Source organism: Coleofasciculus sp. FACHB-542 (assembly GCF_014695825.1).
Lineage (GTDB): Bacteria > Cyanobacteriota > Cyanobacteriia > Cyanobacteriales > FACHB-T130 > FACHB-T130.
In genome coordinates this window covers 138,526-159,711 of record NZ_JACJPB010000017.1, presented here as the reverse complement: position 1 = coordinate 159,711, position 21,186 = coordinate 138,526, and the positions used below count along the sequence as shown (strand labels likewise).

Sequence of the window (21,186 nt, the reverse complement as noted above, 5' to 3'; positions counted from 1 at the left end):
GGAACCTCTCCCCAACCCTCCCCGTTCACTTACCGCGCAATACTTATGATTGTTAACTTCTCCCCAACCCCTCCCCTGTCAGGGAAAAAGCCCGTCTCCGCATCGGAGAAGGGTTTGGGGAGGGGAGATCTGCCGACTTGCGCGATCGCGGTAGCCCCGTTCGCAGGAAGGGTAAAATTCTGCCCAATAAAATCCTGCCCAATATGAGTTTTTAGTTTTCCCTGTCCTGTCTATCGGTACTATTTTGTAGGCGGTTCCTACTTTCAATTAATCTCAATTACTTTTTGTACCAAGCTTGTCGCCACTGCTGCATTTTCTCAATTTCTGCTTTTTGTGAAGTGATAATTTGTTGGGACAATTGTTTAATTTCGGGTCGCTTCGACTTATTCAGTGCATCTTCAGCCATTGTTAAAGCGCCTTCATGGTGAGCAATCATCCCATTAATAAAGCGCAGATCGAACTCAGCATCAGCAGCGCCCATATCTCCAGACATCATCATGCTTTGGCGTTGTTGTTCTGACATGGGGACGACGGATTTGTCTGCACCTCCGTAAGCAACCGGCTGATTGCTGGCTTGGGGATACCATGCCTGTCGCCACTGTGTCATCTGATTAATTTCTTTGTTTTGATCTTGGATAATATTGTCAGCCAACTGCTTGATTTCAGGGCGTTTAGATTTTTGTTGGGCTTCTTTTGCCATCATCACCGCACCTTGATGATGCACACTCATCGCGTCAATAAACCGCAGCTCGTAATTAGCATCGGCTGGCCCTAAATCCATTGCCATGCTATGATTCATGCCGCTTCCGTGTCCCCTGTGTTCCATGTGTTCCATGCCGCCAGCATCTGATGGGGAGGCGGTTGGGGCTTGGGCTTGGTTTTGAGAGCCACTAGAACAAGCTGTCAGAAATCCGCCAGTCATGGAGGCGATCGCTACCAGGGTGACAGCCAAAAAACCATTTTTAAAAGAATTAATTTGCATAGATAGGGGCATCAATTTATTTAACTATCCTCGCTCCTGATCTGTAAGTTAGTTCAAGAAAGCAGTAGGTATTTCTCAGTGTTTTACAAAAAAATGAAATTAGGATGAAATCCTGATAGGTCATTCGGAAGAAATTTAAAGCATTTAATTAGATAGACGCGATCGCACCTTCCTCATTCTTAAGGTTAACGCCAACAAAAGTACCTTTAATGACGGTTAACTTAAACCAAAATCGAATTAGCCAAAAAATGCAGCAGTGTATTTAATGATGCAAGGGCAGTCTGATTGTAAACGTGCTGCCTTTGCCCAGTTCGCTATGAACGTCGATGCTGCCGTTGTGGGCAGTAGCGATCGCTTTGGCGATTGATAACCCCAATCCAGAACCGCCAGTGTGTCGAGCGCGATCGCTATTTATCCGATAAAATCGGTCAAAAATCCGCGTCTGCTCTGGGAGTGCAATGCCAACGCCAGTATCTTTTATAAAAATTAGTGCTTGGGTGCTGCTCTCTAAAATCACCGCCACCTGACCCCCAGCGGGCGTGTATTGGATAGCATTCACCACTAAGTTAAAAATCAGGCGATACAGCTGTTCTTCGTCGCCGTTGACGTGCAAAGGTTCTGGCGTGCGAATATCTATAGAAAGCGTCAAATCGGCAGCGATCGCTAGTGCTGACAATTCTTCTGCAACGTCGCTGACAAGATCGTTGAGACAGGCGGGACGATATTTAATTGACAAAGCCTGCCGATCCATACGGGAGAGTAGCAATAAATCCCGAACCAATTCAGATAGGCGGTAATTTTGCCGTTCAATGGTTTTTAGAGTATCCCGCGCCTCTAGTTCGCTGAGTTGATTCATTCTCAACGTCGATTCAACGGTTGCTTGGATTGCCGCTAAGGGCGTCCGCAACTCATGGGCGGCATCGGCTGTGAATTGTTGGATTTGCCCATAGGATTGGTAAATTGGTTGCATTGCTAGCCCTGCCAACCACCAACTGGAACCAGCAACGACAATCATTGCCACGGGCAACCCCAGTAAGAGAATAAATTTCAGGGCAGTCAGATGATCGTCCAATTCTTTGAGACTTCGCCCCACCTGAAGATATCCCCAAGGGCGATTGTCTTTGGTATGCAGCGATAGAGAAATTTGATGAAAACGGGTGCCCTGGCGATTCTGGAGGATTTGCCACAATTGGGGTGTAGAAACGCGATCGCCTTTATCTGCCGCTAGCAATCCCACTGGCTGAAGTCCTGCCAAGGCAACTGGGCGTCCCGAATTCTCTAGCAGCCGCACGTAGTAGTCGCCTTGGTGAATTGCCCCCAAAGTGTGCCGAGTCGGATTTTCTATCTGACTAACGCATTTTTCCCCAAGCAAACAAATATCCGGCAACAGTTGTTGGATAGCAGGTTCCAGGCGTCCCGGTTGCTGCAAAATCGGCTCAATACTGTCGTGAAGCGTACCGGCAACAGATTCTAATTCTCGGTCGAGGGCAACCCAATTCGCACGCGCGATCGCTTCATAAACTGCAACTCCACACAAGCTTAAAATCACTCCCATGACGCCTGCATACCAACCTGCCAGTCGCCAACGAGTTAGTTGAAAAAGTTTGTTTTCATTCACGTTAATTGGTAATTGGTAATTGGGGAATCTTATTAGTCATTGGTCATTTGTCAAAAACCAATGACCAATGACTAATAACTATTCAAACGATAGCTGATGGTCATTTGTCAAAAACCAATGACCAATGACTAATAACTATTCAAACGATAGCCGATCCCGTAAACAGTTTCGATAAAGCGATCGCATCCAAAAACCGCTAATTTACGCCGCAACAATCGCATCTGCGCGGCTACTACATTACTCATCGGTTCTGCACTAAATTCCCAAAGCTGAGTTAATAACTGATCGCGGGTAATAATTTGATTGGGATGCTTCATCAAATATTCCAGCAATTGAAATTCCTTGCTAGTCAGAGGAATGATTTGTTTATCATCCAAAGTATTCTGATACCAAACCGTATGAGTGCCATAATCTAAAGTCAGGTTTCCTACTTGTAGGTGTTGGGGATGAAGCTGAGGCGATCGCCTTTGTAATGCGCGTAATCGTGCCAATAGTTCCGCCATCCCAAACGGTTTCACCAAATAGTCATCTGCACCAGCATCCAATCCAGCCACCTTATCTTCCATCCGATCTTTAGCAGTTAACATCAATACTGGCAGAGGATTATTTTTTCCCCGTAGTCGCTGACATAACTCAATTCCTGATAATCCTGGCAGTAACCAGTCAAAAATAGCCAGCGTATATTGCGTCCACTGGGTTTCTAAAAACTCCCATGCCTGCGTGCCATCCAGAACCCAGTCAACCACATACGCTTCTTGACTGAGAGTTCGCTTAATTGCCGCCCCTAAATCTGGCTCATCTTCAACTAGGAGAACCCGCATAATCCCCTTTTTTCTTCGATTTGCTACATATCAGCAAGGTAGCACTCTGTAGGGGCAAAGAAATTGCGCCTCTACAGCAGTATTTTAAGCACTTTGGTAGATGTAGATAAGAGTAAATATTGCTACAAAATTGGTAGCAAACCACAATTTCCCTGCTCCCACGCAGAAAAAAAAATGCAGACTAGACCAAACCAACCGATGACACCAGATAATGCATCTACATGGGTGGAAAGACTGGCACGTTTGGGCTTTGGGGCGCGAGGGGTCGTTTACGCTACGGTGGGAGTGCTGGCAGCGCAGGCAGCCTTTGGTGCAGGCGGCAGAACCACCGATACAGAGGGTGCGCTGGTGACGATTGTGACACAGCCTTTTGGGAAATTCTTGCTGGCAATCGTTGCTTTGGGTTTGCTTGGTTACGTGTTGTGGCGTTTCGTGGAAGCGATCGCCGATCCGGAAAACAAAGGCACCGATGCCAAAGGTCTTGCATCGCGCCTGGGAGCGGTTGGCAGCGGCTTAATCTATGCTGGTTTAGCCTGGAGTGCGATTAAGCTGATCATGGGTTCGGGAGGCGGCGGTAATAGTAATTCCTCCCAAGACTGGACAGCACGCTTGTTAGCGCAGCCCTTCGGTCAATTTCTAGTTGGAATTGTGGGAGCCGCTGTCATCGGCATGGGCTTCTATCAATTTTACAGAGCCTATAAAGCGAAATTCCGCAAAAAGTGGAAAGTCAACCAGATGAGCGAAAAAGAGCAGAAATGGGCAACTTTTGCTGGCAGATTTGGGATTGCTGCCCGTGGTGTTGTCTTTTCCATTACTGGCTTATTTCTGCTTCAAGCGGGGCGTCTGTCTGACGCTAACCAAGTTCAGGGACTAGGTGGGGCGCTAGCAACACTGGCACAACAACCTTTTGGCCCTTGGTTGTTAGGAACTGTGGCGCTTGGTTTAATCGCTTACGGTATTTATAATTTCGTAGAAGCTCGATACCGCCATTTTGCTACCAGGTAGTCAATTTTTAATGCAGAGGTAATAGCAAAGATAGGCTTTACGGTGGTTGAATAGATAGTTAGGTATGTTCCTAACTTCAGATATTTCTAAGTCCTATGCTCAACAAGCATGATGAGTTGTTACTGAAGGATCTTAAGCTTCAACCACTTTGGCTGCTCCAGTTATATGTAGTTCTAGGAGTAGCGGCAGCAATTTCTGGATTCGTTCTTGAGAGCGGAAATCTCTCAAAAGCTGCTTGTCTTGGAGGGGGTTTCCTGATTGCTCTGGGAGCTGAAAAATTAGTAACGCACCGAATCAGAAAGGCTGCACTTTCTTTGATTAATAGAAACTAACGCTATTTTTCAAGCTTATCCTCTCACTTCTCAACCATCGGTAAAATATCTGCACTGTAAAATTCAAAATTCAAAACTTATCAAATGGTTTGACGGCAAAATCTCCCAGTGTCACCGTGAAACTTTCCCGATTACCAGTGGCGACAAAATTAATAATTACTTCACTCGCTACGGCAACAGCCAACATTACTAAATTTCGCGCTAACGGGTAGTCGCAAACGTCATCGTTTACTGGTGAAGGAACGCGGTAAATTTCGTTCCAGATAATTTCAGCATAATCGGAAGCTAAGCCAACGTGCAGACAAGGAATATTTGCCGCTGTGGAATAATCTTTGACAATTTGGCGGCTGATGCTGTTATCAAAAGTATCAATAACAACTGCACTCCCGTTGAGCAATTGGGCGGCGTTTGCTGATGTTAATTCTTTCGGACGCCCATCAACAGCAACACCCAAAGCACGGTAGAGGGTATTGGTGAGAATTTTAGCTTTGTAAGCGCCAACATCTGAGCGGTAGTAAGGCTGAGTAGAAAGGTTGCGTTCCTCAATGCGATCGCGATCGATAACCACCAGCTTCCCAAAGCCAGAACGTGCAAGATTTTCAGTAATATTCGCCCCCAGCGCCCCCGCACCGCACACCGTCACCGGGAAGTCTTTTAGCTTCGCCATCAGTGCAGATGTTCTGTGGAGTTGTTCGTGAAAAAAGATAGACATTTTTGCTAATGGCTAATGACTAATTCAAAAGTCCCAGTTATCTCGCGCTTCGATAACGCCAACGAGGGATTGCAAGTCAAAATCGCGATCGCGTCCGCTTAGGCAAATGCCAGAACTGATAACTGTCAAATCGCGCTTGTCAATCGCAGAAATGTGACGTTCACCCCTGCGAGTCGTCCACTCGACTTGCCAAAAGTCACCGCGATCGCGCACATCTTCGAGTTCGCCACCACCCATCCGTAACGCATCGCGCACGCGCCTTTCATCGCCTGACATCGCCTGCCGATACGAATCTTGCCGTGCCTCTTGGTGGTGCCTGTATTGGCGTTGTGCCTGTTGCTGGCGTCTTGTATCCCGCCGCATCTGGCGCAAGCGTTCTTCCTCAAGTTGTTGCTGTCTTCTACGTTGATATTCTTCCGTCTGCTGCAACGCCAAGTCATAGACGGTACGCATCTCTGGCGTCATCCCCGCAAAGCGAAGATTTTCCGTTTCCGTCACATTCCTCAATTGTTCTTTGAGTTGTTCCGCCACCAGGGGATCTGCTCGTCGATCGAGTTCATCAAACCACCAAGCACCGCCATCCCAACGCGCAATTATTGGCTCAAATGCTGCACCCTCAGTAACTAAATATACCGGCACTGGCTTAGCGGCACCCAAGCGCTGCTGCATATCAGATTCGTTAACAGGGTACGCAAGCCAAGTTTGTCCTTGCAACACATAAGCCAAACGCAGGCGCAACGGCTTCAACAGTCGCAGATATTCCGCCACCTGCGGCAAGTTTGCTTCCTCCACCATTTCAGCCTTTTTTTCGTTCATTGGCTGAAAAATGCCCCATCCTTCAAAGTCTTGTGGCTGCGGTTTAAAGGTATAAACCATCCCCGCTACAGAAGCGCGTACTTTCCCCCCACCTACGCATGGTGCGAGAAACTGAGTATCGCGCAATTGCACTTCCTGTGCAGCAATTTGGTTAAGGAGGTTGCGAATATCTGTCATGATATTGCCTTGATTAAGATGTTTGGCTTAGTTAATTTTTTTTGTAAATAGTGATAAGGCTGACTGCGGGCAACTGTAGGTTTGATTGAGCGGCAAAAACCGATATTCCCAGGATGATGCTGAGTTTCGTTACCTCAATCCAGCCTACAAAATGGGTGTTTAAATTAACATAACACTATTGCCTTTTCCGTCTGCCGTTGTTCAGCAAAGCTTATGTCGCCAGTTAAATAGAATACATATATGTCTCTTCTTCTTTCTTTATTTATTTGTGGTTAAATAACAACCTTGTATCTTCATTTATCTAACCTTACACAAATCGGTGAGCAAATTCATAAGTGAAATCAACTCTTCCTTTGCGTAAAACGGCTGGATCTAATCTTTCAGTTGTATTGCAAGTCATCATAACCACTAACTTTTGCTTCGTATGAATTCCCGAATCATCAATTACGCTTTGATACAATGTTCCATCCAGTAAGCTCAAAATATGCTCCGTCTTATTATTATTTTGAGCAGCTTCAGAAGCGCGATTTTTGGCTAAATTATCCGCTTCGTTGATAATTAGACAAATTCGTTCTAAGTAACTTGGCGGCACAAAATTCTCAACCGCATCGTGATCCAGAATAAAAATCACATATCCGAGAGGCGCGAGAATTTCTTGTGCTACAGCTTGCGTCCAAGCAGTTTTCCCCGTACCCGGATCTCCGTGGACGAGAACCGCCAACTGACTTTGGTCGAGAATTGCCTGCTGTACCGTATCAGTAAAACTTTGAATGTCAGCGGGAAACGACCGAATTGGAAATTCGCCGTGAATTTTTCCTACACGACTTTGGTAGCCACTCAGCATCACTGCAAGATTGAAAGTTGCTTTATTGATCAGTGGCGCTAGTTCCTTCGCCATTAGGGTATAGCGTCGTCGTCCCCGATCTAAATTTTCAATTTCTAGCCAAGCTTGCTGTTGAGGCCAATAGGCATAAACCGTGTTAATAATATCGAGACGTTCCCAGTTAACAAATCGATCTACCGGAAAATAAAAATATCGATCTAGATAATACTGGGTAATCATATCTGGACGACCCAATAATTCCAGAATTTTGAAAATCGTTATTTCCTGTAGCCGGTTGAGGACGTGTTCAATGGGAATGCTGTTACGACTGACAAATTGAATCACCGGCGAATCAACACTTAAAACGTCTTGGAAGCGATAATCTGGAGTTGGAGGATCTGGGGTAATATAATTCCAGAATTCATCAACTTCATATCGCGTACTTTCAGAAAATACATTTAAAATATTTGCCCACCAAGTATATTCGTTGCGACCCATTGCATCAGCAATGTCGCTTGCTAAACCCAAAGTTTTCTGGCTTAGCTCTTTGGAATCGTTAAACACTAAATGCCAAAGAAATCCCCAGTCTATCTGCCGAGTTAAGGGTCGCCAACCTGCACCTAATAAGCCTTTAGCTTGCGGGTTTTTGTTGCCTGGATTGCTTTCGTCGTTTCCGAAATATCCCGATCCCATAGTTTCAGTTCTTCTTGCTTTGTGATGGAATGATGAGAAAGTAATGCGCTTAATTTTTTTCCAAGCTGCCATTAAATTTGTTGCAAGTATTCGGCTGGAACGCAATCCACCAACCAAACCCCATTTTCAGAACAGTAAAATTCATATCCTACTTTGTGCATCGCCGCCGCATCTACAGCAAAAACTATTGGACGACCATGTCGTGCGCCGACAGTTTTTGCAGTGGAAATATCCTTCGATAGATGGACGTGGTGCCGCGACATTTTACACAGTCCTGTACTCAAAATTGATTCGACGGTACCGTGTCCTGTACCGTGGTATAACACATCTGGAGGAACAACGGCTTCTAGCTGCAAATCAACTTCTGTACTATGTCCTTGATTCGCCCGAATTAAGGTACCTGTTGAGTCAAAAGAAAAGCGTTTTTTGTCATTTTTAGCAACAACTTCATCAAGTTCAGCACGAGTAAGCATAAAAGAACGATCTGCACACGCTTTTAGAAGTTCATCGACAGCAACCCAGCCACCAGGTGCAAGTTCAAGACCAATGGCTTCAGGAGTATGCCGAAGATGCTTGCTGAGATATTTGCTAATTTTAACTAAGCGAGAATTATTCATTAAGTCGCTCTTTTTAGCTTAACAATACCAGTCATCTTCTAAATATCGCTTGACCAATCCTGCGTGGGATAAAGGACTCGATAAATCGTCTAAATCGCAGTTTGTTTCATAATCTAATAACAATACTGTTTGGTCTGCACTTAGCTGTTTGAGTTCCGCAAGTAGGTTCTGAAGGCGGTTCTCTAGTACCCATTTATACGATGGTAGGTAGATGGCACGACGCGCTTCTACATAGGACAATAATTTGTCTCCGGTTAAGCCTGCACGATGCCCTAGAACCTTGCCGAAAGTTTGTGTCGTGCGCTTGATCCCTTTCATATTAGCGATCGCTAGTTTGCCCGGATCTACATCCGCAGACTCAAAAACTTTTAATCCTTGCCAAATTCCTTCAACGGTATAGCTGAAGTGTCCTGGGGAAAAAGGAACGGGAATTCCACCATGAGGATAAAAAGGGCTAAAGCGAACCCAAGGTTCGGTACTGCGAGAAGTTACGTCGAGAATCGTTGCTGCATCATAGCGTTTACGCAAAGTATCTAGGGATGTGCGGCGACTTTTTACAAAAAGCGGCATTGAGGGCTAAATGTGTAGAGACGCGATGAATCGCCTCTTGAGTCCTGAGTGGGAAAGAAGAAAGGGAAATTGAATATTTGTATTATAAGGTACTACAGGATGGTTGTGGCAGATTCCCGATCGTTTCTATTTTCCCAATCATAGGGGCGCACAGGCGTGTGCCCCTACTGTATTACCGTGCAATGAGTTTGATATTTGGCTAATACAACTCAGTACCGTCTTTGTGGAGGAGGTAGCGATCGCTGCAAAAGAAGCAACGCGCAGAGAACAAAGGTTTAATAAAGAAGGAAATTAACACCGAGTTTGATGATGAACTTTGTGCTGAATACGACAGTGCTCAAATGGATGGGTATGTCAAGGGGAAGTATGTTGAAGGTTACAAACAAAGCACTAACTTAGTATTGCTAGCACCCAATGTTGCTAAGGCTTTTCCAAGTGATGAAGCAGTGAATAAGGCACTATGACTTTTAATTAGATTTTCTAAATCTCATCTGGAAAATCTTGAGTAAAAAATAAATTTACCTTTGATTGAACTGAATGGCGGGCATTGCTTGCCAGGTAATTTTTGGCTCAAACTGGAAGCATCGATCTAAGTCAAGTGAAGTTAATATAAAAGCTTGGGTTGGTGGGCAATGCCATTCTACTCTGTGTAGGGATGTCGGGATTTTCGCGGGCAATGCCCACCCTACAAGAGATCGCGCTAAAAATGAAGCATTGGTACTGATGAGCTATATGACAAATCCAAATTCCCGACCATCAAATCATCCTTTAGCTACGCTAAATTATCTGTCTGAATCATTTGTTGATGATGCAACACCCTTGACTGAATTTGATTCAGGCGAGCCTCCAAAACCTCCGCGACGCAGACCTCCTACTGGAGAAGAGTTTGAGCCAACCTATCTGGGTAAAAGGATCGTCAACGTGATGGAAGAGTTGGTGCAAAAAGAGGCGCTCGCACAGTTGGCGGAAATTGAAGCCACAAGCGATTGCATCCAGAAGCTGAGAGATATTGTTGCCTATGTCTTGAATAGAGTGCCCCCTCTCTATGCCACCACAAAAGAAGGTGCCGAGTATCAGCAACAACGTGCCAGAGACGAACTCCAACAACTGATTTCCCAGCAAGTTACAGAAGCGATCGCCTACATCAATAGACCATGATTTTTACCATAACGACAAGCCAAGTCCCACTTTAAATTTAATTAGTAGGTTGGATTAAGGTAACGAAATCTAATACCCCTTCTATAGTTGGGTTGAGCATAAGCTCAACCCAACTACATTCTTTGAGCAGTTACTTATCATCCCGTACTGGTAGCGGTGTCTCCAGAATTTCCATTAGCAACTCTAGACGCGAAGGACGAGACAAAAGCAGGATAAGATTCGGCAGCGAGTAGTAGTCACCCGCAAAGCTGAAAGTATCTACTTGCACCTGTTTTTCCTGTAACCGACGCTCCAGCCAATCGTAGGTTTCTATTTTTCTAATCATAAGAGCGCACACTCGTGTGCCCCTACACCTATATACCGTGCCATAAATTTGATACTGACTAATGCAACTCAGTACCGTCCTTGCGGAGGAGGTAGCGATCGCGTCTTATCTGTCTTCAAAACAGCGATCGCTCTTCTGTACCAATTTTGGCTCTAGCGATCGCGCAAAGGCGTATCCACCAAGCAATTTCTCTGTAAGATAGCTGCATCTGCTCGTAGAAGTTAGATTGTGTCATACGCGATGAAATAGCTAAAAACAAGTCAGCTAAACTTATACTTGAGCTGAGACTTCTGCAATCTGCAATCCTCCATCCCAAGTCAGCGTGACTCCATTTCAAAAATAGACACTATGACACTCAGTAGAGAGCAAGCGCTAGAAACCGTACAAACATATCTGGTCGCTGGAGAACGGCTCAAAGCCACATCATTCCTGGCGGATGCCTTGATTAATAACGGATTTGTTCAAGCTGCTGCCTTGTTTAACGATGCTCAAGGGAAAGAAATTGCCCCTGATGTTTGGATGTCAGCAATAACAACAATTGAAAATACCCCCGAAGGATCTGTAATCGATAATGTTTTGTACAGTCCACATAATTGCCACTTGATGGGCGTTTATCCAAATGAAGAAGATGACGAACCAGAGTTCACATACTCAATTGGACTTTGGTATAACTTTCAACACCCAGAAATCTTATGTCTGGGGCTTCCTAATCGCGTTTCAGGGGGACTGATTAACGAATACGCTCAGGAAATTGCCGAGGGGAATGCCCCACCTCTGGATACTCCTTTGGATGGCGTACTTGCCGACGGTTATCAGCTCCAATTTAAACTTTGTAGTAACAAGGCAAAAACAGAATACACCTGCTGGGCTTCTTGGTTTAACGGAGGTCTCCACTATCCTGTTATCCAGATGATTTGGCAAGACAAAGAATACCGCTGGCCTTGGGAAGAAGGGTTCCGCCCAATTCAAGCTCAACCCTTGCTAACCTGAGTTGTAGGGTTTGCTTGGTATAGCCGTAACTGCCCGTAGTTTTTTAGAGTAATAAGGACGAATCCTCAATTCATCTAAAAACTTTTCGGAAATAATACTATCAATCGGAAAGTAGAACGCCAAATCCCCAGATTTGAAATTACCCTTGGCGGTAATAACCTGATACGCCATCCCTTCAAACGTGCAAATGTCTAATCTGTCTGCATTTGGGTGAGGATTGGCGCTATTAATTTTGACTATTTCTACTTTAAAAATGCTCATGACAAATTTATTAAAATTTGAAATAAGTCTGAATTCTTTTTCCCTTTGCTTTAACGCGAAAAATTCGTTTTAATATTGCTAAATCATCGGGATGCTCTTCGCCAGCAATTTGCCATACGGCAAGGGCTACCACTTTGTACGCTGTCTGTATTTCGCTCATGGCATCTTTTTGGGATGAATATATTTTTGGCAAGGATTTGCCACTAGCGGCAAATCTACATTTATCGTTGATATATTTCACCGATAGCGAAACCTATGCAGTCCAGCGTAGGGTGGGCACTGCCCACCCTACTTTTTTTGTCAGAGTAAGTTTTTTAAAACCTACCCCTACTTGTCATCCCGGACTGGCAAAGGTGTCTCCAGAATTTCCATCAGCAACTCTAGACGCGAAGGACGAGATAAAAGTGGCATCAAGTTCGGCAACGAGTAGTAATCACCCGCAAAGGTGAAAGTATCTATCTGCACCTGTTTTTCCTGTAACTTGCGCTCTAACCAATCGTAGGAATAACCTACTTTGACGATGAGGACGCTTGGCTCTACTTTGAGATCGCGCTTGTAGGCGTCGAAAGTTTCCACAAAGTAGGGAGCTTTATTTTCTCCTCCGTCCGTCACCAGGATGATTTGCTCAACCAGCTGCTTTCTTAGGCGCATCGCTTCCAACCCGCAACCGATGCTGGTGGCACCGTTTGCCTTGATGTGCTGGAATGCCCGTTCCCAGTCACTCAACTGGTTCCCAGTCGCTTTGACGGGGTAAGGCATGGTGTCGAAAGCGTAGACGAATAAATCTGCCGCCGCCATACCGGAAATTAAAGCGGCAATGCGCTTTCCGACTTCGATGGCACTCTCCATCGAGCTAGATTTATCGACTAATAAGGCAGTCGGTTTGGCAATTTTGCCACGCTTTTTCACCTGTTCGTCCATGACGCGCTCTAACCGTGCAGCGGTATCGGCGTCTAATTCTGCCGCATCTGCTGCCACACGCGCCTTGAGAGCCGCTACTCGGACATCTCCTTGCGCTTTCTCCAATTTCTCGTCGATGAGTGCTTTTACCTGGGGGTTTTCCATCGCACCGCGAGTTTGGAGTGACTTGAGGTTATTAATCACCTCTTGGGGTGTCATGGAGTTAATTAGCGCGACTAGCACGGTAGGGGTCATCTGTTTGATGGCTCCCACTGCCACGGTGTAGGGGATTTTGTATTCTACAATCAGTTGCGCTTGCTCTAAGGGTGAGGATGCGATCGCCATCAGCTTCAGCGCAAACGCGAGGCTATCTTCTGGCGGGTTGTCCTTAAATAACACTGCATCCGCGCGATCGCTCGGTTTGATATGCAAGCTAGCATACAGGTGCTTCATCGCACTGCGTGCCCGGAGCGCTGCTCGATCGAAGAATACAGGATTTTTCTCCCGTTCTTTCAGATAGCGCCGCACCGCAGTTCGGGTAGAACGCGGCAACTTACCCCGGTGCTGCTTCAAGAAGTCTACAATCCGCGCAACTTGATATGGCGGAAACTCTTGCAAAAGCATATAACCAGCGTCGCGGTGTTCCCCTAAGCTACTGCTCAGCAAACTCCCCACAAATACCTCTTTGTGGTCGCGGACATCCCCGTTGCGCTGATACCAGACTGCTAAATGTCCGTAGAAGATGGGGTCGCTTTCCACCATCGTCCTGTGAACTTCACTCACCTTCTCTAGCTCCCGGTGAGGCGTGGTTAGCAGACTATTTAACATATCTAAACGCAAGTCGCGCTCGGCTGTTTGCACAGGAATCACCTCGATATAAGTCACCCCGTACAAGTTGAGAAAGCTCTTGGTTACTTTGGAAATAAGTATGTAAGCTTTCTCGGTTTGGATACGGGGCGAACGCTTGAAGAATTGGAAATTATAAGCTCCGCGCAAGTCGGCAAAGCCGTTTCACTTTTTCTGGTGCTCTACCACTGAGCTACATCTCCAATTGGAGAGAATGGGATTTGAACCCATGACAACCAGAACCCTAGGTGTGTATGCTTCACTCATCTGGGCGCGGAGCAGAAAAATATAAGTGCCGTCTGCTCTTGGAGATAAAGTCACGTCGCCTAAAAGCGTCGGTTTCGCTTCCACGGCTACTGGCAGATGGCTTCAAAATCAGATACTTCTATATACTACAAAAGTAATACAATACCGTCAAGAGACTGGAAAAAATTTTTTGCGCTTTAGAGACTGACGATAGAATACAAATTCTCTACCAAGTCAGAACACCTGTATGGGGATGGTTCATTTCTATCGCCGTCCGGTTGCGGTCGATTTATTTGCGGGTGCGGGTGGATTTTCTTTAGGGATTGAGCAGGCTGGGTTTGATGTAGCGGTGGCAGTTGAAGTTGACCCCGTTCACGCAGCCGTTCACGCCTTTAACTTTCCCCATACCCAGGTTTTGTGTGCCGATGCCAGGACGCTATCCGCTGAAGCGATTAGAAAAGCATTACAGAGATGGGCATTGCGCAAGGGTAGCAGCGGGGTTTCCCCACCCGCACCCGCTTGGAATGGTGAAATCGATTTAGCAATTGGGGGACCCCCTTGCCAAGGGTTCTCTTTAATGGGCAAGCGGCGTCTCGACGATGAGCGCAACGATTTGGTATTGCATTTCTGTCGATTAGTCATTGAACTGCAACCCCGTTACTTTCTCATGGAGAACGTACCCGGCATTGCTCAGAAAGAACACGCGATTTATCTGGAACAGCTCAAGAGTGCGTTTAAATCCGTTGAGTACCACATCACCGAACCCGTGCAGGTATTAAATGCGGCGGATTTTGGGGTGCCGCAGAATCGGAAAAGGCTATTTTTATTAGGAACTCGTGCCGGGGAGGTGCCTTTGTCTTATCCTGTTGTCGCAGGTTTTGTCGCAGGTAAAGGCGTTAAGGCAACCTTCCCCGATACTTCATTCCCCGATACTTTATTCCCCGATATTTCCTTGCCAAAGACTTCCTTGCCAAAGAAAAGAGGCAAAAAGAAGAATCCTTTGAGCCTGCACTCTTTATCCTTTCGAGTGACCGTGAAGGATGCGATCGCCGATCTCCCCAACCTAGATGATTTTCCCGAACTCCTGACAACCGATGAAGTCTTGCTACAGCAGCGACAACTAGAGCAGATGGAGACATTAGCCAGCATCTATGCACAGCACTTAATGGGGATTGCACCCGAACCGAATAATTTCGCCTATCCCCGGCTAGTCAATCCTCATCTGTTGACTAGCTCTCTGCGAACCCAACACACGGCAGCTTCGATTGAACGGTTCGAGAAAACAGTGCCCGGACAACTAGAATCGGTAAGTCGCTTTCGACGGTTGAATTGGGATACGCTGTCTCATACCTTAAGAGCCGGTACGGGTTCTGGAGGCGGTCGCTACACCTCTCCCCGTCCGATTCATCCAACTTATCCCAGAGTGATTTCAGTCCGCGAGGCGGCACGACTGCACTCTTTTCCGGACTGGTTCCGCTTCCACACAACAAAATGGCACGGGTTTCGACAAATTGGAAACGCCGTGCCGCCAAAACTGGCAAGAGCCGTCGGGTATCAAGTTATTGCTGCCTTAGGGATCAGACCACCCATGCCACAACAGCCGATAAATTTGGGTGATATCGAGCTAGTGAGGTTTAACCCGTGGGACGCGGCTCACTATTGGATAAGCGTCAATCGTCATGGTTGATTGCAACCCACTACTGAGAACTGACGACTGACAAATCGCTAAATCTACTTTTGTACCTGACTCTTGGTTGCAGAGACAGGATTGTATCCCGGTGCTCCTGGAGGATTTTGGGATTCAGCAGCCCCTTCTGTAGGACCTGCGATCGCTTTCCATGCAGGAAAACCGCCTTTGAGTTCAGCCACGGACTGGAATCCAGCCGAGCGAAGTTCGGAAGCTGCGCGAGAGGTTTCGGTGTCGCTGTCGCCATAGACGTAGATATCGCGGGCGGGACGAAGGCTAGTTTTCGCACGCTCTACTAATTCATCCATCGGCATGGACATGGCTCCCATGATGTGGCCTTCGTTGAAGGCACCGCGCTCGCGCACATCGAGAATTGTTAAAGCTGGCTCGCCCCATTCCAGACGGGATTTCAGGTCATTCACGCTGGACTGCGTTTTCATTCCCGGTGGGGTGGGAGTAATATCTGGAAGGGCTTCTTTTGCCTTAGAAATGGTGTCTTGAACCTTGGCACTAGCGCTTTCAACGCCACTTACGGCTTTGTCTTTAGCGCCTTCAATGTTGTTTTGAATGTCACTCATAAAAAAACTCTAAGTAATTGATCTCTTCAATGGAAATTTAATCAAAATTTGATATTTAACTTCTCTTTCTGGAGAAAGAACATTTAAATAATCCTTCTTTAGGCAGAGTAAAGTGTTAGAATTCCTATCCCAATTGACAAATATTTTCGGCAAAATTGCGGCAAATAAACAGCAACTCTCGCCTAAACTAAACTGGATCTCATGGTGTCTAGTATTCAAACTCTACCGGCAGAGGTAGTAAATTTAATCGCCGCTGGAGAAGTCATTGACTCTTTGGCTGCTGTAGTGCGGGAATTAGCGGAAAACGCCCTTGACGCCGGTGCAACCCGCATCAGCATCTCCCTATCGCCGGAACAGTGGCGGGTGCGAGTCGCAGATAATGGCTGCGGAATGGACTTGGTAGACCTGAAAGAAGCTGCAACTGCCCACAGCACTAGCAAAATCCGCGACTTAGAAGACTTGTGGAAAATTAGCAGTCTGGGATTTCGGGGAGAGGCGTTGCACAGTTTGGCAGCGTTAGCAGAGTTGGAGATTTTTAGTCGTTCTGCGGGAAGTTGTGAAGGTTGGAGAGTGGTTTATAACTCAGTCGGGGAATTCGTGCAGGTGGAAACTGTAGCGATCGCGCCCGGTACTGTTGTCACCGTCTCTAATCTGTTTGGCAATTGGTTGGCGCGGCGTCAGGGAATGCCTTCCGTCGCCCAACAACTCAGATCAGTGCAAGCCACGATTCAGCAAATCGCCCTTTGTCATCCTCATGTCACCTGGCAGGTTCAGCAAAATGACCGCCAATGGTTCACCATTAGTCCTGGGAAAACCGCACAACAGATTTTGCCTCAAATTCTCCGGGAAATCCGACCGAGTGATTTGCAGCATCTGACGGTGGAAGTGCCAACCGTTCCAGAAAAAGCAGGAACCGACGCGCCGGGGAGTCGGGGAGAATCCAATTCCCGTCAAAACTCAACCCTGACAGTGGTACTCGGCTTGCCAGATAGATGCCATCGCCGCCGTCCCGATTGGGTACGGGTGGCGATGAATGGAAGGCACGTAAAGTCGCCGGAACTGGAGCAAACGATCCTGGGGGCTTTAATGCGAACGCTACCGCGCGATCGCTACCCGATTTGTTTTCTCCATCTTTTCATTTGTGCCAGTCAAATAGACTGGAACCGCCATCCTGCCAAAGCAGAAATTTACTTGAACCAGCTCAATTACTGGCAAGAACAGGTGACATCAGCGATTGAGCAAGCCTTGCGTCTGAATGTGGGGACGATTTTGGAAAAAACCCCAGAGCGAGTCAGCCGCCTGATCAAAGCAGCGGAAGCGAAAAGTGCCTACAGCGTCAATCGTTCCCTTCAATCGCAGCCAACGGATACTCAGGCAAAGAAAACGGATGAGATCGGATTGATGGAACTCCGAGCCGTTGCCCAGGTTCACAACACCTACATTGTGGCAGAGCATCCGGCTGGGGTGTGGTTGGTGGAGCAGCACATAGCCCACGAACGGGTTTTATACGAGCAGTTGTGCCAAGCTTGGCAACTCGTCCCCCTAGAACCCCCCGTCATCTTGAATCATCTCTCTCCCGCCCAGATCCAGCAACTCGAACAGATCAACTTAGAGATTGAACCTTTTGGCGAGCAACTGTGGGCGATTCGCACGGCACCCGCACCCTTACGAGAGCGAGAAGATCGTGCCGACGCCCTAGTGGAACTCAGTTTAGGTGGAGATTTGCAAACCGCTCAAGTAGCGATCGCCTGCCGCACCGCCATCCGCAACGGGACTCCTCTCGGCTTGCTCCAGATGCAAACTCTCTTAGAGCAATGGCAGCGAACTCGTCATCCTCGCACTTGTCCCCACGGTCGTCCAATTTATTTGTCCCTGGAAGAATCATCACTTTCGCGTTTCTTCCGCCGTCATTGGGTAATTGGCAAAAGTCATGGGATTTAGAAATAATTGAGTAAGGACACGGCAATGCCGTGTCCTTACTCAATTATCAAGAATCAGCAGTAACCTTTTGTTTCTTTTTCCTCCCTTCTCTCTTGATATTGTGTTCGTACCAATTCATCAAAGGAGTAGCACTAATCCCATGCAAAAATACAGAAATCACGATGACGATGTAAGTAATCCAGGCAATTTGTTCGCCCAAAGTATCTTTTAAACCTTCGCCAAAAGCATAGGAAAGATAATATAAAGAACCAACGCCACGAATGCCAAACCAGCCAAACAAAAAGCGGGTTTCAGAGGGGTAGCGACGACCGAGAAAACTAATCCAAACTCCCAGAGGTCGAATCAAAAAAATCAACAAGACTGCTACCAAGAGACCCTGACCACCAAACTGGCGAATCGGCTCATACCGCAATAGCGTTCCTAAGATCAAAATTGTTGCAACTTCCAGTAATTTCTCAACTTGTTCGGTGAATTCAAATTGCGAAATTTTCTTTTCGGGATCGTGGTAACTCCGCTGAACGACGACTCCAGCCACAAAAACTGCCAAAAAGCCGTAGCCGTTAACAATTTCTGTCAAAGCATAGGTAATTAAAATCGTACTGAGAGCAACAAAATCCTCCATCAACTCATCGACCTGGCGGAAACGTTGCAGTTGCTGGTCAACCAAAACAACCATTTTTGCCGCGATAATTCCCATGACAATGCCAGCTGCGATCGCCCAAAGTAAATCAACCGCTACCCATTGTTTAAACCAGTTGTCCCAGTTGCTATCTTTTAAGGAGTGAATCCCGAAATAAACAAACGGAAAAGCGAGCGCATCGTTTAAACCCCCTTCCGAAGTTAAACCAAAGCGCAGCTCATCTTTATCTTTTAGATCTCCCATCTGAACTTCTGAAGCCAAGACTGGATCGGTTGGCGCGAGAATTGCACCGAGTAAAATCGCTGGTCCCCAATCCATTTTTAAAAACCAGTGACCAACCGCAGCGATCGCAAAAATTGAAATCGGCATCAGAAATCCAATCAACCGCACTGTTGTGTTCCACGACCTTAATCTGAGTGGGCGATTCATCTTTAGACCGCAGTTAAAGACGGAGACAATCACCACAAATTCCGTTAGTCGTTCCAGAAATTCGGCGTCTGGTCGTATCTGAATTAACTTAAGCCCGTATTGCCCTAATCCGATACCCACGAGCAGGTAAATGATGGCATAGGAGAGGGGTAATCGTTTAATCCAGCCCGATCCCAAAGTAACCATCAGCAGGAGTAGACCAATCACCAACAGGTCAAGAATATAGATAGATACAGGAGGGAATAGGACTTGGAGCATACATTTAGCGATCGCATAGTTGAAAACAGTACCCTCTGAACTCTACTGAGTTGCCGAAGACCCCAAATCATCACCGGGCTAGATTTTAGACAAAATGCGATCGATCCACTTTTACGACTGAAGGCTGAGGATCGCACTCCTGAAAAGCCTCTAAACCCTGACGCCAAATTATCCTGTAGTGGAAGGTTTTCTAGTGGAAGGTTTTCGCTCCAGATTACAGCGATCGCATCGCTGCCTCTGCTAGCTTAGTTTTGCGATCGATAAAAGGAAAAAATAAAAGGAAAAACGCTATGACACTGCCTGATGGGCCGCAGACGCCGCAATTCCTGCAACTACTCCAATGGATTTCCCAGCCCGTGCAGTACCTAGAAACGTCTGTTAAAGCTTATGGTGACTGCTTCACAGCCCGCTGGGGTGGCTTTCCCCCGTATGTACTCATTAGCAATCCGCAAGGAATTCAGGAGCTGTTAACGGCAGATCCCAGACAATTTAACAGCGGTAGTGGGAATAAGATTTTACAACCTTTGCTGGGCGACCAATCTCTGATATTACTAGATGGCGATCGCCACCAGCGCCAGCGACAGCTATTGACTCCCCCCTTTCACGGGGAACGAATGCGAGCTTACGGCAAGTTGATTTGTGACATTACCGAGGAAGTCATGAATCGGCTAACGATTGGCAAACCCTTCCTAATTCGTGCCACCGCGCAAGAGATTTCTCTGGAAACCATCTTAGGCGCTGTCTTTGGCATCAATGAGGGTCAGCGTTTCCAGGAACTCAAGGGACTCCTTACTTCGATGCTGGATGCTGTGAGTTCTCCCCTCTCATCCGCCGTCCTCTTTTTTCCATCACTCCAACGAGATTTGGGTTCTTGGAGTCCTTGGGGAAAATTTCTTCGCCAACGGCAGCAAGTTGACCGACTCATTTACGATGAGATTCAGCAACGCCGGGAGCAATTCGATCCAGATCGCACAGATATTCTCACGCTGCTGATGTCTGCGCGGGATACTGATGGGCAACCAATGACGGATGAAGAATTGCGCGATGAGTTAATGACCCTCCTGTTGGCGGGTCACGAAACCACGGCTTCAGCGATCGCTTGGGCATTGTATTGGATACACCGTCAACCAGAGGTACATGACAAGCTTCTCCAGGAACTCAATAGTGTTGGGGATGTTTCAGATGTCAGCGCCATTTCTAAACTTCCCTACCTCAACGCTGTTTGCTCGGAAACGTTGCGAATTTATCCAGTGGCGATATTTACTTTTGGTCGAATTACGCGATCGCCAGTGCAACTGATGGGCTATCAATTTGATGCCGGTACACCGCTTGCTGCCTGTATTTATCTGGTTCATCACCGTGAGGATATCTACCCCCAAGCAAATTCTTTCAAGCCTGAACGCTTTTTGGAACGGCAATTTTCTCCTTATGAATATTTGCCCTTTGGTGGCAGCAATCGTCGTTGTATCGGGATGGCATTTGCCTTGTTTGAAATGAAGCTGGTACTGGCGAAGATGCTTTCTCGTTATCAACTGGCTCTCACCGATAAACGTCCGGTTAAACCTGTCCGTCGTGGCGTTACCTTAGCACCCCCGTCAACGATGCAGATGCTTGTCACCAGTCAGCGTCCCCAGAATACTCCAACACATCAGCCCCTTTCTACTTCTGCATAAATGACTGCTCGCTCAATTGTCATTGAGTTTGAGCTTTAGCCAGTCCAATCAGAATTTACAAGAAACGCTTGGAAAACTAACAGGTACG

The 21,186-nt window shown here is 46.8% G+C and carries 20 protein-coding genes; 6 read left to right on the top strand and 14 right to left on the bottom strand.

Annotation, left to right across the window (positions count from 1 at the left end):
* Positions 1–277: 277 nt before the first annotated feature.
* The 3 genes from H6F52_RS04345 to rppA form a co-directional block, all read right to left on the bottom strand.
* Complete coding sequence (locus H6F52_RS04345) at positions 278–982, bottom strand: DUF305 domain-containing protein (protein ID WP_190532193.1); 705 nt, start codon at positions 980–982, stop codon at positions 278–280.
* 262 nt (positions 983–1,244) lie between these two features.
* A complete protein-coding gene (rppB, locus tag H6F52_RS04340) occupies positions 1,245–2,600 on the bottom strand; it encodes a two-component system sensor histidine kinase RppB (RefSeq protein WP_190532190.1) in 1,356 nt (451 codons plus the stop codon).
* Positions 2,601–2,728: 128 nt separating this feature from the next.
* Entirely contained in the window at positions 2,729–3,421 is a 693-nt protein-coding gene (gene rppA / locus H6F52_RS04335; protein ID WP_190532187.1) for a two-component system response regulator RppA, read from the bottom strand.
* Between the two features lie 174 nt (positions 3,422–3,595).
* On the opposite strand from rppA, the gene H6F52_RS04330 reads away from it, so the two are divergent.
* Positions 3,596–4,426, top strand: a complete 831-nt coding sequence (locus H6F52_RS04330) for a DUF1206 domain-containing protein (RefSeq protein WP_242033846.1) — start codon at positions 3,596–3,598, stop codon at positions 4,424–4,426.
* Between the two features lie 402 nt (positions 4,427–4,828).
* Here H6F52_RS04330 and H6F52_RS04325 read toward each other — a convergent pair whose 3' ends face one another.
* The 5 genes from H6F52_RS04325 to H6F52_RS04305 form a co-directional block, all read right to left on the bottom strand.
* A complete protein-coding gene (locus H6F52_RS04325) occupies positions 4,829–5,470 on the bottom strand; it encodes a ThiF family adenylyltransferase (RefSeq protein WP_190532184.1) in 642 nt (213 codons plus the stop codon).
* A 24-nt stretch (positions 5,471–5,494) separates the two neighbouring features.
* On the bottom strand, positions 5,495–6,463 hold the full coding sequence (locus tag H6F52_RS04320) for a hypothetical protein (protein WP_190532181.1): 969 nt from the start codon (positions 6,461–6,463) through the stop codon (positions 5,495–5,497).
* Between the two features lie 307 nt (positions 6,464–6,770).
* On the bottom strand, positions 6,771–7,979 hold the full coding sequence (locus H6F52_RS04315) for an AAA family ATPase (protein ID WP_190532177.1): 1,209 nt from the start codon (positions 7,977–7,979) through the stop codon (positions 6,771–6,773).
* A gap of 71 nt (positions 7,980–8,050) precedes the next feature.
* Positions 8,051–8,596, bottom strand: coding sequence for an RNA 2'-phosphotransferase (locus H6F52_RS04310; RefSeq protein ID WP_190532174.1), 546 nt, complete (start codon positions 8,594–8,596; stop codon positions 8,051–8,053).
* Positions 8,597–8,614: 18 nt separating this feature from the next.
* Positions 8,615–9,166: a hypothetical protein gene (locus H6F52_RS04305; RefSeq protein WP_190411623.1), complete on the bottom strand. Its 552-nt coding sequence runs from the start codon at positions 9,164–9,166 to the stop codon at positions 8,615–8,617.
* Positions 9,167–9,898: 732 nt separating this feature from the next.
* Between H6F52_RS04305 and H6F52_RS04300 the strand changes: the two genes are divergently transcribed.
* Positions 9,899–10,324, top strand: a complete 426-nt coding sequence (locus tag H6F52_RS04300) for a late competence development ComFB family protein (protein WP_190532171.1) — start codon at positions 9,899–9,901, stop codon at positions 10,322–10,324.
* A 130-nt stretch (positions 10,325–10,454) separates the two neighbouring features.
* Here the strand turns inward: H6F52_RS04300 and H6F52_RS04295 are convergent, their stop codons facing one another.
* On the bottom strand, positions 10,455–10,649 hold the full coding sequence (locus H6F52_RS04295) for a hypothetical protein (protein ID WP_190429779.1): 195 nt from the start codon (positions 10,647–10,649) through the stop codon (positions 10,455–10,457).
* A gap of 348 nt (positions 10,650–10,997) precedes the next feature.
* Between H6F52_RS04295 and H6F52_RS04290 the strand changes: the two genes are divergently transcribed.
* Complete coding sequence (locus tag H6F52_RS04290; protein WP_190532168.1) at positions 10,998–11,639, top strand: DUF4262 domain-containing protein; 642 nt, start codon at positions 10,998–11,000, stop codon at positions 11,637–11,639.
* Here the strand turns inward: H6F52_RS04290 and H6F52_RS04285 are convergent.
* The 3 genes from H6F52_RS04285 to H6F52_RS04275 form a co-directional block, all read right to left on the bottom strand.
* Positions 11,631–11,900, bottom strand: a complete 270-nt coding sequence (locus H6F52_RS04285) for a hypothetical protein (protein ID WP_199300373.1) — start codon at positions 11,898–11,900, stop codon at positions 11,631–11,633. The two genes, H6F52_RS04290 and H6F52_RS04285, sit on opposite strands and share 9 nt — an antisense overlap.
* Before the next feature lie 10 nt (positions 11,901–11,910).
* Positions 11,911–12,141 (bottom strand): hypothetical protein, encoded by a 231-nt coding sequence (locus H6F52_RS04280; RefSeq protein ID WP_190429772.1) that lies wholly within the window; start codon positions 12,139–12,141, stop codon positions 11,911–11,913.
* A gap of 86 nt (positions 12,142–12,227) precedes the next feature.
* Positions 12,228–13,661: a hypothetical protein gene (locus H6F52_RS04275; RefSeq protein ID WP_190532165.1), complete on the bottom strand. Its 1,434-nt coding sequence runs from the start codon at positions 13,659–13,661 to the stop codon at positions 12,228–12,230.
* A 484-nt stretch (positions 13,662–14,145) separates the two neighbouring features.
* Between H6F52_RS04275 and H6F52_RS04270 the strand changes: the two genes are divergently transcribed.
* Positions 14,146–15,579 (top strand): DNA cytosine methyltransferase, encoded by a 1,434-nt coding sequence (locus tag H6F52_RS04270; protein ID WP_199300381.1) that lies wholly within the window; start codon positions 14,146–14,148, stop codon positions 15,577–15,579.
* A 44-nt stretch (positions 15,580–15,623) separates the two neighbouring features.
* Here the strand turns inward: H6F52_RS04270 and H6F52_RS04265 are convergent, their stop codons facing one another.
* A complete protein-coding gene (locus H6F52_RS04265) occupies positions 15,624–16,157 on the bottom strand; it encodes a rhodanese-like domain-containing protein (protein WP_190411620.1) in 534 nt (177 codons plus the stop codon).
* A gap of 201 nt (positions 16,158–16,358) precedes the next feature.
* On the opposite strand from H6F52_RS04265, the gene mutL reads away from it, so the two are divergent.
* Positions 16,359–18,098, top strand: coding sequence for a DNA mismatch repair endonuclease MutL (gene mutL, locus H6F52_RS04260; protein WP_190532159.1), 1,740 nt, complete (start codon positions 16,359–16,361; stop codon positions 18,096–18,098).
* Positions 18,099–18,144: 46 nt separating this feature from the next.
* On the opposite strand, the gene H6F52_RS04255 is transcribed toward mutL, so the two are convergent.
* On the bottom strand, positions 18,145–19,425 hold the full coding sequence (locus H6F52_RS04255; RefSeq protein WP_190427775.1) for a sodium:proton antiporter: 1,281 nt from the start codon (positions 19,423–19,425) through the stop codon (positions 18,145–18,147).
* A 290-nt stretch (positions 19,426–19,715) separates the two neighbouring features.
* On the opposite strand from H6F52_RS04255, the gene H6F52_RS04250 reads away from it, so the two are divergent.
* The gene (locus H6F52_RS04250; protein WP_190532156.1) at positions 19,716–21,098 is read left to right on the top strand and encodes a cytochrome P450; all 1,383 of its coding nucleotides are present in this window, start codon (positions 19,716–19,718) and stop codon (positions 21,096–21,098) included.
* Positions 21,099–21,186 lie beyond the last annotated feature (88 nt).